This window comes from Hydrogenophaga sp. UC242_53, assembly GCF_042696965.1.
In the GTDB taxonomy this organism is placed as follows: domain Bacteria; phylum Pseudomonadota; class Gammaproteobacteria; order Burkholderiales; family Burkholderiaceae_C; genus Hydrogenophaga.
Map to the genome: position 1 here is coordinate 1830463 of NZ_CP170552.1, position 15102 is coordinate 1845564.

At 69.5% G+C, this 15102-nt stretch carries 15 protein-coding genes and 1 pseudogene; 1 reads left to right on the plus strand and 15 read right to left on the minus strand.

The features are described 5' to 3' along the window. Positions 1-2: 2 nt before the first annotated feature. The 11 genes and pseudogenes from ACFJI0_RS09405 to ACFJI0_RS09455 all read right to left on the minus strand — a co-directional run bounded on the left by ACFJI0_RS09405 (position 3) and on the right by ACFJI0_RS09455 (position 10032). The gene (locus tag ACFJI0_RS09405; protein WP_382158369.1) at positions 3-596 is read right to left on the minus strand and encodes a chromate transporter; all 594 of its coding nucleotides are present in this window, start codon (positions 594-596) and stop codon (positions 3-5) included. Between the two features lie 2 nt (positions 597-598). Beyond that, a complete protein-coding gene (locus ACFJI0_RS09410) occupies positions 599-1219 on the minus strand; it encodes a chromate transporter (protein ID WP_382324469.1) in 621 nt (206 codons plus the stop codon). A gap of 7 nt (positions 1220-1226) precedes the next feature. Beyond that, positions 1227-1607: a GyrI-like domain-containing protein gene (locus ACFJI0_RS09415; protein WP_382324471.1), complete on the minus strand. Its 381-nt coding sequence runs from the start codon at positions 1605-1607 to the stop codon at positions 1227-1229. 209 nt (positions 1608-1816) lie between these two features. Continuing rightward, positions 1817-2098, minus strand: a pseudogene (locus tag ACFJI0_RS09420) (helix-turn-helix domain-containing protein); the annotation flags it as partial. After that, a complete protein-coding gene (locus ACFJI0_RS09425) occupies positions 2095-2556 on the minus strand; it encodes a GyrI-like domain-containing protein (RefSeq protein ID WP_382324473.1) in 462 nt (153 codons plus the stop codon). The pseudogene ACFJI0_RS09420 and the gene ACFJI0_RS09425, both read right to left, overlap by 4 nt. Before the next feature lie 86 nt (positions 2557-2642). Next, on the minus strand, positions 2643-3572 hold the full coding sequence (locus ACFJI0_RS09430) for a GNAT family N-acetyltransferase (protein WP_382324475.1): 930 nt from the start codon (positions 3570-3572) through the stop codon (positions 2643-2645). 59 nt (positions 3573-3631) lie between these two features. Next, complete coding sequence (locus ACFJI0_RS09435; RefSeq protein WP_382324477.1) at positions 3632-4018, minus strand: response regulator; 387 nt, start codon at positions 4016-4018, stop codon at positions 3632-3634. Further along, complete coding sequence (locus ACFJI0_RS09440; protein ID WP_382324479.1) at positions 4015-5649, minus strand: ATP-binding protein; 1635 nt, start codon at positions 5647-5649, stop codon at positions 4015-4017. Before ACFJI0_RS09440 ends, ACFJI0_RS09435 begins: the two co-directional genes overlap by 4 nt. Positions 5650-5855: 206 nt before the next feature. Further along, complete coding sequence (gene fabG / locus ACFJI0_RS09445) at positions 5856-6599, minus strand: 3-oxoacyl-ACP reductase FabG (protein ID WP_382324481.1); 744 nt, start codon at positions 6597-6599, stop codon at positions 5856-5858. Between the two features lie 70 nt (positions 6600-6669). Beyond that, positions 6670-8823 (minus strand): 3-hydroxyacyl-CoA dehydrogenase NAD-binding domain-containing protein, encoded by a 2154-nt coding sequence (locus tag ACFJI0_RS09450; RefSeq protein ID WP_382324483.1) that lies wholly within the window; start codon positions 8821-8823, stop codon positions 6670-6672. Positions 8824-8826: 3 nt separating this feature from the next. Then, complete coding sequence (locus ACFJI0_RS09455; protein ID WP_382324485.1) at positions 8827-10032, minus strand: acetyl-CoA C-acetyltransferase; 1206 nt, start codon at positions 10030-10032, stop codon at positions 8827-8829. A gap of 98 nt (positions 10033-10130) precedes the next feature. On the opposite strand from ACFJI0_RS09455, the gene ACFJI0_RS09460 reads away from it, so the two are divergent. Continuing rightward, positions 10131-11294 (plus strand): acyl-CoA dehydrogenase family protein, encoded by a 1164-nt coding sequence (locus tag ACFJI0_RS09460; protein ID WP_382324487.1) that lies wholly within the window; start codon positions 10131-10133, stop codon positions 11292-11294. On the opposite strand, the gene ACFJI0_RS09465 is transcribed toward ACFJI0_RS09460, so the two are convergent. From ACFJI0_RS09465 to ACFJI0_RS09480, 4 genes are all read right to left on the minus strand, one after another. Next, entirely contained in the window at positions 11291-11920 is a 630-nt protein-coding gene (locus ACFJI0_RS09465; protein WP_382324489.1) for an ATP-binding cassette domain-containing protein, read from the minus strand. The two genes, ACFJI0_RS09460 and ACFJI0_RS09465, sit on opposite strands and share 4 nt — an antisense overlap. A 4-nt stretch (positions 11921-11924) precedes the next feature. Then, positions 11925-12707 carry a general secretion pathway protein GspB gene (locus ACFJI0_RS09470; protein WP_382324491.1) on the minus strand — a complete coding sequence of 261 codons (783 nt, stop codon included), beginning with the start codon at positions 12705-12707 and terminating at the stop codon, positions 11925-11927. Between the two features lie 13 nt (positions 12708-12720). Beyond that, complete coding sequence (locus ACFJI0_RS09475) at positions 12721-14433, minus strand: ExeA family protein (RefSeq protein ID WP_382324493.1); 1713 nt, start codon at positions 14431-14433, stop codon at positions 12721-12723. Between the two features lie 86 nt (positions 14434-14519). Beyond that, the gene (locus tag ACFJI0_RS09480; protein ID WP_382324495.1) at positions 14520-15098 is read right to left on the minus strand and encodes a polymer-forming cytoskeletal protein; all 579 of its coding nucleotides are present in this window, start codon (positions 15096-15098) and stop codon (positions 14520-14522) included. Between the last annotated feature and the right edge of the window lie 4 nt (positions 15099-15102).

The following is a 15102-nucleotide window of genomic DNA, read 5'->3' on the forward strand; positions in this document are numbered from 1 at the left end:
CTTCAGACCAGGCCTAGCGCGCCCAGCAAGCCGCCCGCGCCGATCATCCACAGCAGGTGCATCTTCGTGCGCCACACCAGCACGGTGGTGACGGCGGTGAGCAGCCACAGCGGCCAGTCGCGCGCGGGGTGCTCGTGCGAGCCGGTGAGCAGCCAGCCGGTGGCGATCAGCAGCGCGATCACGATCGGGGCCATGCCGGTCTTGAAGGCGCGCACCGCGCGCAGCTCGCGGTTCTGGTGCGCCCAGCGCGTGGCGGTGTAGGTCAGCACCGACGAAGGCAGCAGGATCGCCACCATGGTGACCAGCACGCCGAACAGGCCGAGGGCCCAGGCCAGCCAGCCGGCCGACGGGCCACCGCCCGCGTTGAGGCCCACGTTCCAGCCCAGCACGGCGACGAACAGCACGTTCGGTCCGGGCGCGGCCTGCGAGATGGCGATGGACGAGGTGAACTGCGCCTCGCTCAGCCAGCCGTTCTGCAGGACGAGGTAGCGGTGCATGTCGGGCGCGGTGGTGATCGCGCCGCCCACGGCCAGCAGCGAGAGCGAGGCAAAGTGGGTGAAGAGGTCGAGCCAGTTGGCCGGGGTGGGCAGCATCATGCTCAGGCGTCTCCCTTCCTGGCGCGGTCGGCGTCGACGTCGCTCAACACCCGGTAGGCCCACAGGCAGGCCCCCCCGCCGATGCTGAGCAGCACCCACAGCAGGGGCCAGCGCAGCAGCCCGATGGCGATGAAGGTGAGCACCGCCAGGAAGACGCACATGCCCATGCCCAGGGCGTTCTTGTTCAGCGCCCCGATGAGTTTGATGCCGGTGGCGGCGACCAGGCCGGCCGCCACCGCGCCCATGCCGCGCAGCGCGTTCTGCGCCACGGCGCTGTCGGCCACGCTGCCGTAGAGCGCGGCCAGCAGCAGCACCAGCACCATGGGCGCGGTCAACATGCCGGCCAGCGCCGCCAGGGCGCCCGGCAGGCCGAAATAGCGCCCGCCGATCATCATGGAGAGGTTGACCACGTTGGGGCCCGGCATGATCTGCGCGACGGCCCAGTCCTCCACGAACTGCTCGCGGCTCATCCAGCGCTTCTTCTCCACCAGCTCGCGCTGCACCACCGCCAGCACACCGCCAAAACCCTGCAGGGCCAACCAGGTGAAGGAGACGAACAGGTCGGTTTTCGACTGCGGGTGCTGGAGAGGGAGGGTGTCGGGGGCGGTCTGGGCGGGCGGCATGCCCGGATTATCGGGCCGCGGTGGCCCGGGCCAGGGGCAGGCAGATGTCGGTGAGCAGGTCGGCCGGCGCGGTGTCGCGCGGGTTGTTGAGGTACTCCTCGAACACCGGCGCGTCGCCCACCTCGTGGCCGCTGTTCACGAGCCAGTGGCCGTACAGCCACTGGTAGGCCGCGCGCATGGTGGCGTAGGGCCCGCGGTGGCGCAGCACGGCGCAGGGTCCGCCACCCACCTCGAAGGCGACGAGGGGCGGCACCACCTCGGCGCTGTCGGGCACGGACAGGCCGGCGCGCGAGCACAGCTGGCGCTCGGGCACCGAGGACGGGTCGTCGAAATACTCGGCGATCCAGCGCGAGGCTGGCCCCACCTGGCCGCGCGCGGCCAGTTGCACGTAGCTGCGCTCGAACGCCTTGCCGATGGCATGTACGAGCCCTTGTGGTCCAGGCCGGCCAGGCGCACGCGCGGGATCTCCCGCACGCTCACCTCGTAGCCCGCGGGCGCGGCGCTCGCCGCCTGCGCCGTGCGAAAGGCCACGTGGTTGCCATGCTGGCGGTACTGCAGCGGGCTCATGCCGTAGGCCGTGCGGAAGGCGCGCGCGAAGGACTGGGCATTGGGGTAGCCGCAGCGGCGCGCGAGCTGCTCCACCGGCAGGCTGGTGTTGGCCAGGTAGCCCGTGGCCCAGTGCAGGCGCAGCCGCCGAACGGTGACCGCGATGGTCTCGCCGTGCAGCGCGTGGTAGACGCGGTGCCAGTGGTAGGGCGAGAGGTGCGCCACCTCGGCCAGCCGGTGCAGGTCGAGCGGCTCGTCCAGGTGGTCGTGCAGGTAGGCGATCACGCGGCCCAGGCGCTGCTGGTAGTCGGTCCAGCCGTGGCCCGGGTTCATGCGTTGGCGCCGTGCCGCAGGCCGATGAGGATGTCGATCTGCCCGTCGGCGCGGTAGCGTTCGCAGTCGGCCACGTAGGCCTTGGGCAGGTCGTCGCGCTGCCAGACCGCCTGCCACGCGGGGCCCACCTGGTCGAAGCGGCCCTGGGGCACGGGGAAGACCGCGCGCGGCGAGGCCGGCAGCACGGCGTGGCTCATGCCGGGTGGCACGGCCTGCGTGCTGCTCACCGGCGCGCCGATGATGAGCGAATAGACGCCCTCGTTGTTCACGCCCGCGTTCTCGAAGTGCGTGTAGACCGCGTACACCTCGTCGGAGAGCTTGCCCGGGATGCGCGCGAGCACGCCTTCCTCGGTGAAGCGCTGCCAGTGCGGCGGGATGGTCCGCATGGCCTCGTGGTTGTCGGTCCTGAGTTCGATGCCGATGATGCGCACGGCGCGGTCTTGCTGTTCGAGGTGCATGGAAGGCTCCTGAAAGGGATCGGGGTCGAGGCCTTCAATCTAGCCGCGCCGGGCTGACATTTCTTGCGGAGTTGCGCCGCAGGCCCTCACAGCGTCAATTCCCAGGTCTCGCCCACCAGGTCCTTGCCATAGCCGTGGTGCGCCTCGCTGTGCACCAGCGTGAAGCCGCGCCTGGCATAGATGGCGCGCGCGGCGCTCAGGATGCTGTTGGTCCACAGCACCATTTTGCGGTAGCCCTTGGCGCGCGCGAAGGCCAGGCATTCGTCGGTGAGGCGCCCGCCCAGGCCCAGGCCGCGCGCGGCGGGGCTCAGGATGAGCAGGCGCAGCTGGGCCTCGGTCTCGCTCTTGCGCACCACGAAGACCGAACCCACGCGCTCGCCGTCGAGCTCGGCGATCCAGCCGCGTTCCCAGGCCGGGTCGTGCCGGCGGATCATGCCCGCCGCGATCTCGGCGACCAGGGCCTCGAACTCGCTGTTCCAGCCGTACTCGCGGGCGTAGATCTCGCCGTGCTGCTGCACCACCCAGCCCATGTCGCCGGGGCGCACGTCGCGCAGCACGGCGGTGCGGGCGGCGGGGGCGCTGCCGGCGTCGAGCAGGCCTTGCGCGCGCGCGAGCGCGGCCATGAGCGCCTGGCGCTGATCGGGCGCCAGCGGGGCCAGCAGGTGGGCGGCCTCGTCGCGCGAACGTTGCTGCAGGGGCTCGAAGGCGGTGCGGCCCTCGGCGGTCAGGCTCAGCGCGTGCTGCCGGGCGTCGTTGGGCAGCGGGGTGCGCGTGATCCAGCCGGCGCTGGTGAAGCGGCGCACGATGCGGCTGAGGTAACCGGCGTCGAGCACCAGTCGGCGCCCGAGCTCGCTGGCGGTGCAGGGCGCGTGGTGCGCCAGCTCGTAAAGCACGCGCACCTCGGTGAGCGAGAACGCGCTGCCCAGGTAGGGGTCGAGCAGGCCGGTGCGCTGGGTGTAGAAGCGGTTGAAGGCGCGCAGCGCGCGCACCTGGGCGGGGTCAACGGGGGATGTCATGCCCCCGATTCTGGTTCAGTTATTTGACTTTGGCAAGAAACTATTTGACGGTGGCAATATCAACCCCGCTGCAGCATCTCCCGCACGCGCTCCCGGGTGAGCGGCTTGGTGACGAAGCCCTGGATCACCGGCATGCCGCTGGCGCGCAGGCGGTCCTGCGGTGCGTCGGACGAGGTGAGCATCATCACCAGCATGGTGGGTTTGTCCTGCAGCAGCGGCTGGGCCTGGCGCGCGAACTCGAAGCCGTCCATCTGCGGCATGTTGATGTCGAGAAACAGGCAGGTGGGCATGGCCAGCGGGTCGCTGCGCAGGAAGTCCAGCGCCTCGGCGCCGCTTTCGAACACCCGCACCTCGCCGGTGAAGCCGGCGCGGCGGATCATGATCTCGTGGTAGACGTTGTCGGCCTCGTTGTCGTCGACCAGGATGAAACGTTGTGGAATGGTCATGGGGCGCCTCGGGACGGCGTGCCGTGCGGCACCGGCAGGTGCAGCGTGAAGCGGCTGCCTTCACCCGGCACCGACTGCACCGAGAGGTGGCCGCCGTGCAGCGCCGCGATGCGCCGGCAGATCGGCAGGCCCAGGCCCGAGCCGGCGTGCGTCTTGCGCGGGTGCAGGCGCTTGAACATGTCGAAGATGCTGGCCTGATGCTCGGGGGCGATGCCCAGGCCGTTGTCGAGCACGTGGATCTGGTCGAAGCCATGCTCGCGCGTGGCGCTCACGCGCACGTGCGGCGGCACGCCGGGCCGCGCGAAGGCCAGGCCGTTGGCCACCAGGTTCTGCAGCGCGATGCGAAGCAGGGACGGATCGGCCTGCACGGTGGGCAGCGAATCGCATTGCAGTTGGCCCTGGGTCTTCGTCAGCGCGTCGCCGAGGTCGTCGCCCACCTGGCCGACCAGCACGGTCACGTCCACCGGCCCGCTGTCGAGCGGGTGGCGGTCCAGGCGCACGTACTTCAGCAGGCTGTCCAGCAGGCAGGCCATGTGCTGGCCGCCCGTGCGCACGAAGCCCAGGTAGCGCCGCGCATCGGGCGAGAGTTCGTGCTGGTGGTCGGCCTCCAGCAGCGAGGTGAAGTTGTTGATGGCGTTGATGGGCTCGCGCAGGTCGTGCGACAGGATGTGGATGAAGCGCTCCTGCTCCAGCGTCTTCTTCTCGAGCTGGACGATGGTTTCGCCGAGCTGGCGTTCCTTGTTCTTGAGTTCCTGGATGTCGCGCCCGCGCATGACCACGCCGCTGACCTTCCCGTCCGCGCCGCGCACGGGCAGCAGGGCGATCTCCATGTGGCGGTTGCCGGCGACCTTGAAATGCGAGACGCGCTGGTAGATCACGGTCTCGCCGGCCATGGCGCGCGCCATCTTGGAGCCGACCATGTTGTTGTAGGTCGCCTCACCCAGGCGGTCCTTCACGGCCACCCCGATGACTTCGCTGCGCGTGCTGCCGATGTAGTTCAGGTAGGTCTGGTTGACGTGGCGGTAGACGCCGTCGGCATCGATGTAGGCCTGCAGGTCCAGCCCGGCGGCGGCCATCGCGGTGAGCTCCTCGTGCGCCTGCTGGGCCTCGTTGGCGGAGCGCCGGGTCTCGAGCTGGCGCGCCCGCTCGTGTTCGAGCAGCGTGGCAACCAGGGCCGAGAGGCGGCTCAGGGCGCTGAGTTGCACCGAATGCAGCGTGCGCGCCATCTGGTCGATGACGCACACCGTGCCCAGCGCGAAGCCGTCGCTGGTGACGATGGGCGCACCGGCGTAGAAACGCACGTTGGTCGGGCCGGTCACCAGCGGGTTGCATTGGAAGCGCGTGTCCTGGCTCATGTCCTCGACCACCATGACGTGCTCCGGGTCGAGGATGGCATGAGAGCAGAACGCCACCTCGCGCGGGGTTTCGCTCACGTCAACGCCGACGCGGGACTTGAACCACTGGCGATCGCGGTCGATGAGGGTGATCAACGCCACCGGCGTGCCGCAGATCACCTGCGCCAGGGCGGAGATGTCGTCAAACGCTTTCTGGGGCAGGGTGTCGAGCACGCCCAGGCCCCGCAACCGGGCCAGGCGTTGTTCCTCGTTGGAGGGAAGGGGAGCAGTCTGCATGCGGGCCGGAACGGAACGGGACGGAGCGAGGCCCCGATGATTGCATACCCGCCAGGGATGTGAGCCGCCGGCAGGCGGCCTGCGGCGGCACTGGGGCAGTCCCGCACGTGATTTCGTCACGTTCCTGACGCAATTCGCCGCCAGACCAAAAAAACCAGGCGAACGGCGCCAGCCTCCAGAGCACGTGGCGGCGCAGGGCGGCTCCTCTACACCGACATGCCGCCCGAGACCTCGATCACGGCGCCGTTGATGTAGCTGGCTTCGTCGCTGGCCAGGAAGGCGTAGACGTTGGCGATCTCCTCCGGCCGGCCCAGGCGGTGCAGCGGCACGCGGTGCTCCATCTCGGCGATGACCTTGGCCGGGATGGTGTCCAGGATGGGCGTGGCGATGAAGCCGGGTGCCACCGCGTTCACGCGCACGCCCTTGGGGCCGAGTTCGCGGCTCCAGGTCTTGGTGAAGCCGATCACGCCGAACTTGCTCGCGGCGTAGTTGGTCTGCCCGAAGTTGCCATAGATGCCGACCACCGACGAGGCGTTGAGGATCACGCCACTGCCTTGCGCGGTCATGGTGTCGGCCACGGCCTGCGCGCAATGGAACACGCCGCGCAGGTTGACGTCGATCACGCGGTCGAACTGCTCGAGCGTCATCTTCTGCAGGCGCGCGTCCTGCGTGATGCCGGCGTTGTTCACCAACACGTCGATGCGGCCGAAGCGCGCCTTCACCTGGGCCACCACCGCGTCGACCATCTCGCGCTGGGTCACGTCCATCACCAAGCCCAGGGCGGTGGCGCCCAGCGCCTCGCACTGCCGCACGGCGCTGTCCACCGCGGCCTGCTTCACGTCGCACACGATGACGGTGGCGCCTTCCTGCGCGAACTTGAGCGCGGTGGCCAGGCCGATGCCTTGCGCCGCACCGGTGATGAGGCTGACTTTTCCTTCGAGTCGTTTCATGGGGAAGAGGGGGAGGGTGGTTCAAAAAAACGCCGGCGGGGTGGCCGCCGGCGCGTGGGAGCGGACGTGTTCAGTACACCGGCTGGTGCTGGCGGATCGCGTTCTTCGCCGCCTCGTCGAGCGCGAAGCCCGCGCCGTGGCGCGCCGCCAGCTCGGCGCAGCGCCGTTCGAAGGCCTCGATGCCCATGCCGTAGATGAACTGCAGCGCACCGCCCGTCCAGGCCGGGAAGCCGATGCCGAAGATCGAGCCGATGTTGCCGTCGTGCACGGTGGTGAGCACGCCTTCGGCGAGGCAACGCGCGGTCTCCACCGACTGGCGGTAGATCAGGCGGTCCTTGACGTCCTGCAGGTCCCAGGCGGCGCCGGGCTTCTCGAAGCGCGCCTTGAGTTCGGGCCAGAGCTGCTTCTTCTGGCCCGCGGGGTAGTCGTAGAAGCCGCCGCCGGCGGCGCGGCCCGGCCGCTTGAATTCCTTGACCATGCGCTCGACCAGCAGCTCGCCCGGCGTGGCGGCGTAGCGGCGGCCTTCCTTCTCGAAATCGGCGCGGGTCTGGTCCATCACGTGCACCGAGAGCGAGAGCGCGGTCTCATCCAGCACGGCCAGCGGCCCCACCGGCATGCCCGCCTGCATGGCGGCGTTCTCGATCACCGGCGCCGGAATGCCTTCGCCCAGCATGGCCGCGCCTTCCATCACGAAGGTGCCGAAGGTGCGGCTGGTGTAGAAGCCGCGCGAGTCGTTCACCACGATGGGCAGCTTGCCCAGGGCCTGCACGTAGTCGAAGGCGCGCGCGATGGTCTCGTCGTCGGTCTCCTTGCCGCGGATGATCTCCACCAGCTTCATCTTGTCCACCGGGCTGAAGAAGTGGATGCCGACGAAGCGCTGCGGCCGGCTGCTGGCCTGTGCCAGGCCGGAGATGGGCAGGGTGGAGGTGTTGCTCGCGAAGAAGCCGCCGGCGGCCAGCATGGGCTCGGTTTCCTTGGTGACGGCGGCCTTGACCTCGCGGTTCTCGAACACCGCCTCGATGATCAGGTCGCAGCCCTTGAGGTCGCTAGGGTGGTCGGTGGGCAGGATGTGGTCGAGCAGCTCGCGCTGGTCGTAGGGGCTCATGCGGCCCTGGTCCACGCGGGTCTGGGTGAGCTTGAAGCTGTAGGACTTGCCGCGCTCGGCGGTTTCGATGCTCACGTCCTCCAGCACGGTGCGGATGCCCCGGCTGGCCTGCACGTAGGCGATGCCCGCGCCCATCATGCCGGCACCGAGCACGCCCACCTTCTTCGGCTTGTAGCGCGAGATCCCCTTGGGACGCGACTGGCCGCTCTTGATCGCGTTGAGGTTGAAGAAGAACGTGTTGATCATGTTCTTCGCCACCGGGCTCACGATGAGCTTCGCGAGGTAGCGGCTCTCGATGCGCAGCGCGGTGTCGAAGTCCACCATGGCGCCTTCGGCCATGGCGGCGAGCGCCGCCTCGGGCGCCGGGTAGAGCCCGCGCGTCTTCTGCTTGAGCATGGCCGGCGCCACGGTGAGCATGCCGGCGACCTTGGGGCTGCTCGGCGTGCCGCCGGGAATCTTGTGGTTCTTGTCGTCCCAGGGCTGGCGCGACTGCGGGTGCGCCGCGATCCAGTCCAGCGCGGCGTTGCGCAGCGCATGGGCCACGTCGCCCTCGGGCGAGACGAGTTCGTGCACCAGACCGAGCTCCTGCGCTTCGCGCGGGTTGAACAGCTTGCTCTCCAGGATGTAGGGCTGCGCGCCCATCAGGCCGAGCAGGCGCACCATCTTCGTGATGCCGCTGGCGCCGGGGATGAGGCCCAGCGTGATCTCGGGCAGGCCGAGCTGGATCTTGGGATCGTTCACCGCGATGCGGTGGTGGCCCACGAGCGCCACCTCCCAGCCACCGCCCAGCGCCGTGCCGTTGATGCAGCTCACCACCGGCACGCCCAGCGTCTCCAGCGTGCGGAAGTTCTTCTTGGTCTGCTCGATCTCGGCGAACACGCGCGGCGCGTCGCTGGGCTGCAGGCGCATCGTGCCCTTGAGGTCGGCGCCGGCGAAGAAGGTGCTCTTGGCCGAGGCCAGGATGATGCCCTTGATGTCGGCGCAGTCGCGCATCACCTGCGCCGTGACCTCGGTGAGGTCCTGCTGCCAGTCGGCGCACATGGTGTTGACGGGCGAGCCTTCCTCGTCGAAGGTGATGGTGGCGATGCCGTCGGCGAGTTCGTAGCGGATGGTTTTCATGCCTCAGATCCTTTCGACGATCGTGGCGATGCCCATGCCGCCGCCCACGCACAGCGTGGCCAGGCCGTAGCGCAACTGGCGGCGGTGCAATTCGTCGATCAGCGTGCCCAGGATCATGGCGCCGGTGGCGCCCAGCGGGTGGCCCATGGCAATGGCGCCACCGTTCACGTTCACCTTCTCGTGGGGCACGCCCATCTCCTTCATGAACTTCATGGGCACGGCCGCGAAGGCCTCGTTGACCTCGAACAGGTCGATCTGCTCGATGGTCAGGCCGGCTTTCGCCAGGGCTTTGCGCGCCGCCGGCATGGGGCCGGTCAGCATGATGGTGGGGTCGGCGCCCGAGAGCGCCACCGAGACGATGCGCGCGCGCGGCGTGAGGCCGTGCGCCTTGCCCGCGCTGTCGCTGCCGATCAGCACGGCGGTCGCGCCGTCGACGATGCCCGAGGAGTTGCCCGCGTGATGCACGTGGTGGATGCGCTCGACCTGCGGGTAGCGCTGCAGCGCCACGGCGTCGAAGCCCATGCCGCCGAGGTGTTCGAACGCGGGCTTGAGCGAGGCCAGGCCGTCCATCGTGGTCTGCGGCTTGATGAACTCGTCCTCGTCCAGGATGGTCTGGCCCAGGAAGTCGGTGACGGGCACCACCGAGCCTTTGAAGTACCCGGCTGCGCGCGCCGCCGCCGCGCGCTTCTGCGATTCGAGGGCGAAGGCGTCCACGTCCTCGCGCGTGAAACCTTCGAGCGTGGCGATCAGGTCGGCACCAACGCCCTGCGGCACGAACAGGGTGTCGCTGTTGGTCTGCGGGTCTTGCGCCCAGGCGCCGCCGTCGGAGCCGATGGGCACGCGGCTCATGCTCTCCACGCCGCCGGCCACCACCAGGTCTTCCCAGCCGCTGCGCACCTTCATCGCCGCCATGTTCACCGCCTCGAGGCCGGAAGCGCAGAAGCGGTTGAGCTGCACGCCCGAGCAGCGCCAGTCCCAGCCGGCCTTGAGCGCGGCCACCTTGGCGATCACCGAACCCTGCTCGCCGATGGGCGAGACCACGCCCATGACCACGTCGTCCACCGCGCCGGTGTCGAAGCCATTGCGTTGCTGCAGCTGGGTGAGCACGCCGGCCAGCAGGTCGATCGGCTTGACCTCGTGCAGGCTGCCGTCTTTCTTGCCCTTGCCGCGCGGCGTGCGCACGGCATCGAATACGAATGCTTCGCTCATGGTGTCTCCTGGGGGAAGGCGGATGCCGCGAATCAGTATAGACTTTTGCCAAGCATTTGCTTTCTGTAATTCTTCGCCGCAGTCTGATAGGTGACACCATGATCGAACGCACCCTGTTCAACGCCGACCACGAGGCCTTTCGCGACAGTTTCCGCAAGTTCGTGGAGAAAGAGGTCGCGCCACACCACGAGGCCTGGGAGGAGCAGGGCTACGTGGACCGCGCGGTCTGGAGCAAGGCCGGCGAGAACGGTTTTCTCTGCATGACCTTGCCCGAGGCCTATGGTGGCTCGGAAGCCGACAAGCTCTATTCGGTGGTGCAGATGGAGGAGATCGCGCGCAGCGGCTTCAGCGGGATCGGCTTCGGCCTGCACAGCGAGATCGTGGCGCCGTACATCCTGCACTACGGCACCGAGGAACAGAAGAAAAAATACCTGCCCCGGCTCGCCACGGGCGAGATGGTCGGCGCGATCGCGATGAGCGAGCCCGCCGCCGGCAGCGACCTGCAGGGGGTCAAGAGCACCGCCATCAAGCAGCCTGACGGCAGCTACCTGCTCAACGGCAGCAAGACCTTCATCACCAACGGCTGGCACGCCGACCTCGTGATCGTGGTCGCCAAGACCGACCCGAGCGCGGGCGCCAAGGGCACCAGCCTGCTGCTGGTCGAGCGCGGCATGCCGGGTTTCGAAAAAGGCAAGCGCCTGAAGAAGCTGGGCATGAAGGCGCAGGACACCTCCGAGCTGTTCTTCGACAACGTGAAGGTGCCGGCCGAGAACCTGCTGGGTGGCCCGGCCATGGAAGGCCGGGGCTTCATCTGCCTCATGGAGCAACTGCCCTGGGAGCGGCTGCAGATCGCCATCGGCGCGGTGGCGTCGGCGCAGGCCGCGATCGACTGGACGGTGCAGTACACCAAGGACCGCAAGGTCTTCGGCCAGGCCGTGGCCCAGTACCAGAACACGCGCTACACCCTGGCCGAGTTGCAGACCGAGGTGCAGGTGGCGCGCGTGTTCGTCGACAAGTGCTGCGAGCTCATCGTGGACGGCAAGCTCGACACCGCCACCGCGAGCATTGCCAAGTACTGGTGCTCCGACCTGCAGTGCAAGGTGATGGACGAGTGCCTGCAGCTGCACGGCGGCTACGGCTACATGTGGGAGTACCCCATCACCCGTGCCTACGCCGACGCGCGCGTGCAGCGCATCTACGGCGGCACGAACGAGATCATGAAAGAGGTGATCTCGCGCGGGATGGGGCTGGGCGGGCGCTAGAGCGAGACCGTCTTCTTCAGAGCGATGCCTTCGGGCGCCTCGTGGTCCGCCAGCAGCCAGGCCCGGCTGGGGTGGTCGGCGGCGTCCTGCAGCAACTCGCGCAGGAAGCGGATCGAGGGCGCGTCGAGCGCGGCGAAGGGCTGGTCGATCAGCGTGAGCGGTGTGCCCGACGCGAACGCCGCAGTGAGCCAGACCTTGCGCCGGCTGCCGGTGGAGAGCATGTACATCGGCTTGGCCAGGTGCGGCCCCAGCCCGAAGCCCTGCACCAGTTCGGCCATGGAATCGGCGTCGAAGTTCGGGTAGTGGTGGCTCAGGCTGTCCAGGTAGCCCTTGGCCGCCAGTGCGTCGTGCGCCTCGGTCTGCGGGTCGATCCAGAACACCTGGTGGCGGTAAGCATCGTGGTGCTCATCGAGGTGGATGCCGTGGATCACCAGCGAGCCGGCATCGGCGTTCTGGGCACCTGCCAGCAGCCGCAGCAGGGTGCTCTTGCCGCTGCCGTCGTCGCCACGCACCAGGCTGACGCCGGGCGGGATGTCGAACGACAGCCGATCGAACAGGGGCGGCTCGGCCCAGCCGAAGCGCAGGCCCTTGACCTGCAGGACGGGTTCTTCCGGGTCGGCGTTCATGTCGTCAGTAGCCGATGGAGTAACGCAAGCCGTTGTGGTTGAGCACCGCGCTGCGCTGGCCGATGGTCTCCAGCTTGAAGCCGGGCGAGATTTCCTGGCCCTCCTGCAGCACCTTGCCGTTGACGATCAGCATGCGCAGGGCCGGGTTCTTGGAGTAGGTCGAGCCGCTCACGTTGACGGCCGGCAACTGCGCGCGGGCTTCGGGCGAGAGCTCGGCAAAGCTGCGCACGGGTGCGGCGTTGGCCTCCGGGGGGCTGGCGGCGGCCGGGGCCGCAGGCGGTGCCACGGCGGGCGCCTTGGCCGTCGCGGCGGGGGCTGGCGTGGCCGCCACAGGCGGCGCGTTGGCCGGTGATGACGCGGCAGGGGTGGCGGCCGGCGCGGGCGCCGGCGGGTTGCTGGCCTGGGGCCGCTTGGGTGCGGGTTCCACGCGGGGCGGCGCCAGGATGGGCTGCACCGGTTCGGGCGCGGGCATGGCGGGGCTGGGGGCCGCAGGGACTGGGGTCACGGCGGCCACCGGGGGCGTGGCGGGTGGCGGTGGCACGGCGGATGCCGGCGCTGGTGCGGCGACCGGCGTTTCGTCGGCCTGACCCAGCCACCACCACAGGCCGGCGGCGATCAGCAGCGCGGCCAGCACCGCCCCCGCCACGGCGGCGCGGGAGACGCCGCGACGGCGCACGGGTCTGGCCTTGCGGCTGGGGGGCGGCACGATCTGGCTGTTGAGGCCGGGCACGTGGCCGCGCTCGCGCTCCGCTTCGGCGCGTTGAAGGGCATCGAGGATGTAGGACATCGTGGAATGGCCCTCAGGAGCCGGGGCGCGAGAGCCGGGGCTCGTCCACGCCGCTGGCCAGGTTGACCTGCATGAAGGTGATGGGGCCGGCCAGCCCGGCGGCGTCGATGCCGTTGGCGCGCTGGAAGGCCTGGATGCGGGCGGAGAGCTGGTGGGCCGAAGGCGGCACCTTGCCCGCCGTCTGCAGGCCGGCGATGCGCTCACCCAGCCAGTCAGCGGCCGGGCCGGTGCGGCCGTCCACCAGGCGGGTGGTCTGGCCCGGCGGCGTGCGCCACAGGGTGGCGAAGTCGCCGCGCCAGCTCTCGGCCAGGGCGCTGAGCGGCATGCGCCAGCGCTGGTCGCCCGCCTGCAGCGTGGCGGTGTCGTTGGTGAGCGCGGTCACCAGCGCCAGGCCCGACCCTTGGCCTGCCTGGCGCAGGGTGATGATGCCGGGCCGGTCGAGCTGGCGCAGGCCGTTGAGGGTCATGCGGTCGGTGCGGTAGCACTGCAACTGGGCTTGTTGTGCGGCGGTGCAGGGCTCGCCCGAGGCCAGTGGCTGTCCCCAGAGCGGGCCCAGTTCGCGCCAGGCCTCGGTTTCGTTCTTGAGCAGGGCCGACGCCTCGGGTGGGCCGGGCAAGGGGTCGGGGCGGGGCGCCGCGACAGGCGCCGGTGCGGGCGTGTCGGCCGGGGCTGCTGCGCCGGGCGTTGGCGCGGGTGGGGCGGCCACCGCGGCGGGGGCGGGCAGAGGGGCGGCGGGGGCCGGTGTCGCCGCGGCCGTTCTGGGCGCACTGTGGCTCCAGAACCAGAACAGCGCGCCGGTCACCAGCGCGCCCACCACCAGGCCGATGCCCAGAGTGCCCAGCGGCGAAGCCCAGGCGGCCAGCGGCGCGGCGGCCTGCCCACGGCGGAGCTTGGGCATGGGCGCATCGGTCTCGAACACTTCGCTCGCCGCCTTTTCGACCACGGCGCGCTCCACACGGGCCTGGTGGGTGGCGTAGGCGCCGAGCAGGGCACGGTCGCACAGCAGGTTCACGCGCCGGGGCACGCCCCGCGTGATCTCGTGGATGCGCTGGATCGCCTGGTTGGAGAAGGGCAGTGGCCCGCGCAGACCGGCCACCTGCATGCGGTGCTGGATGTATTGGCGGGTTTCGGCTTCGTTGAGCGTGCCCAGGTGAAAGCGCGCGATCACGCGCTGCGCCAGCTGTTCCAGCTCGGGCCGCGCGAGCACCTCGCGCAGCTCGGGCTGGCCGATCAGGATGACCTGCAGCAGCTTGCGCTCGCTGGTTTCCAGGTTGGTCAGCAGGCGAAGCTGCTCCAGCACGTGGGGCGTGAGGTTCTGCGCTTCGTCGATGATGAGCACGTTGCGCTCGCCCTTGGCGTGGCTTTGCAACAGGTACTCGTTGAGCGGGTCCAGGTAGTCCTTGATCGTGGCCGGGCCGATGCCTTCGTGCTGGACCTCGATGTGGAACTCGCGGCAGATCGTCTTGAGCAGGTCGCCGACCGTGAGCTTGGGGTTGAAGATGTACGCCACCCGGCACTGCTCGGGGATCTGCTCCAGGAAGCAGCGGCAGATGGTGGTCTTGCCGGCACCGATCTCGCCGCTGAGCAGCACGAAGCCGCCGCCGCCGCGGATGCCATAGAGCAGGTGCGCCAGGGCCTCCCGATGGCGCTCGCTCATGAAGAGGTAGCGCGGGTCGGGCGCGATGGAGAAGGGGTCCTGCTTCAACCCGAAGAATTCGGCGTACATGGCCCCGAGCATAACGGGGCCGCCGAGGGCGGGCAACGACGCCCGGCCGAGCCGGGCCGGGCGTGTGCCGCGGTGCTAGCGGACGGTCAGGCCGCCAGGGCCATGGAGCGCTGCGACGACGAGGCCGGGTACTTCGCGCTGGCCGAGGACGAGCATTCGATGTCGCCGGAGAGCTGGCCGCCTTCCTCGATCACGACCTTGCCGTAGCGGATCTTGCCGGTGACCTTGCCCGTGGCGTAGATCACCAGCTTCTGGCGCACCGTGAGGTTGCCATCGAACACGCCGCGGATTTCGGCGATGTCGATCTCGGCCGAGCCCTTGAATTCGCCCTGTTCCGCGATCTGGATCACGCGCGAATCCATGGTCGCCTCGACCAGGCCTTCCACCACGAGCGTGTCGCAGTCGGTGATCTCCACGCCCTTGAGCTTGATGTTCGGGCCGACGGTGAGCTTGCTGCCGCCTTCGGGGGTGGACGACGAGGCGCTGGCGCTGCTCGTGGCGGCGGGGGGCTGCCAGGTCCAGGTCGGGGGTGGAGGGGGCCGGGGTCTGCGGCTGGGCCTGCGAGGCGCTGGTGCTGCTGCTCGCGGGCTGGCCGTAACGTTGCGCGCGATGCCGGTGTTCAGGGTCTTGGGTTGATCGTCTCGTTTGCCAAAATGCAGTGCCATGCCA

Bases quoted from the DNA above. Each gene is read 5' to 3' on its own strand.
- ACFJI0_RS09405 (WP_382158369.1), bottom strand. From the start codon at position 596: ATGATGCTGCCCACCCCGGCCAACTGGCTCGACCTCTTCACCCACTTT.
- ACFJI0_RS09410 (WP_382324469.1), bottom strand. From the start codon at position 1,219: ATGCCGCCCGCCCAGACCGCCCCCGACACCCTCCCTCTCCAGCACCCG.
- ACFJI0_RS09425 (WP_382324473.1), bottom strand. From the start codon at position 2,556: ATGCACCTCGAACAGCAAGACCGCGCCGTGCGCATCATCGGCATCGAA.
- ACFJI0_RS09430 (WP_382324475.1), bottom strand. From the start codon at position 3,572: ATGACATCCCCCGTTGACCCCGCCCAGGTGCGCGCGCTGCGCGCCTTC.
- ACFJI0_RS09435 (WP_382324477.1), bottom strand. From the start codon at position 4,018: ATGACCATTCCACAACGTTTCATCCTGGTCGACGACAACGAGGCCGAC.
- ACFJI0_RS09440 (WP_382324479.1), bottom strand. From the start codon at position 5,649: ATGCAGACTGCTCCCCTTCCCTCCAACGAGGAACAACGCCTGGCCCGG.
- fabG (WP_382324481.1), bottom strand. From the start codon at position 6,599: ATGAAACGACTCGAAGGAAAAGTCAGCCTCATCACCGGTGCGGCGCAA.
- ACFJI0_RS09450 (WP_382324483.1), bottom strand. From the start codon at position 8,823: ATGAAAACCATCCGCTACGAACTCGCCGACGGCATCGCCACCATCACC.
- ACFJI0_RS09455 (WP_382324485.1), bottom strand. From the start codon at position 10,032: ATGAGCGAAGCATTCGTATTCGATGCCGTGCGCACGCCGCGCGGCAAG.
- ACFJI0_RS09460 (WP_382324487.1), top strand. From the start codon at position 10,131: ATGATCGAACGCACCCTGTTCAACGCCGACCACGAGGCCTTTCGCGAC.
- ACFJI0_RS09465 (WP_382324489.1), bottom strand. From the start codon at position 11,920: ATGAACGCCGACCCGGAAGAACCCGTCCTGCAGGTCAAGGGCCTGCGC.
- ACFJI0_RS09470 (WP_382324491.1), bottom strand. From the start codon at position 12,707: ATGTCCTACATCCTCGATGCCCTTCAACGCGCCGAAGCGGAGCGCGAG.
- ACFJI0_RS09475 (WP_382324493.1), bottom strand. From the start codon at position 14,433: ATGTACGCCGAATTCTTCGGGTTGAAGCAGGACCCCTTCTCCATCGCG.
- ACFJI0_RS09480 (WP_382324495.1), bottom strand. From the start codon at position 15,098: ATGGCACTGCATTTTGGCAAACGAGACGATCAACCCAAGACCCTGAAC.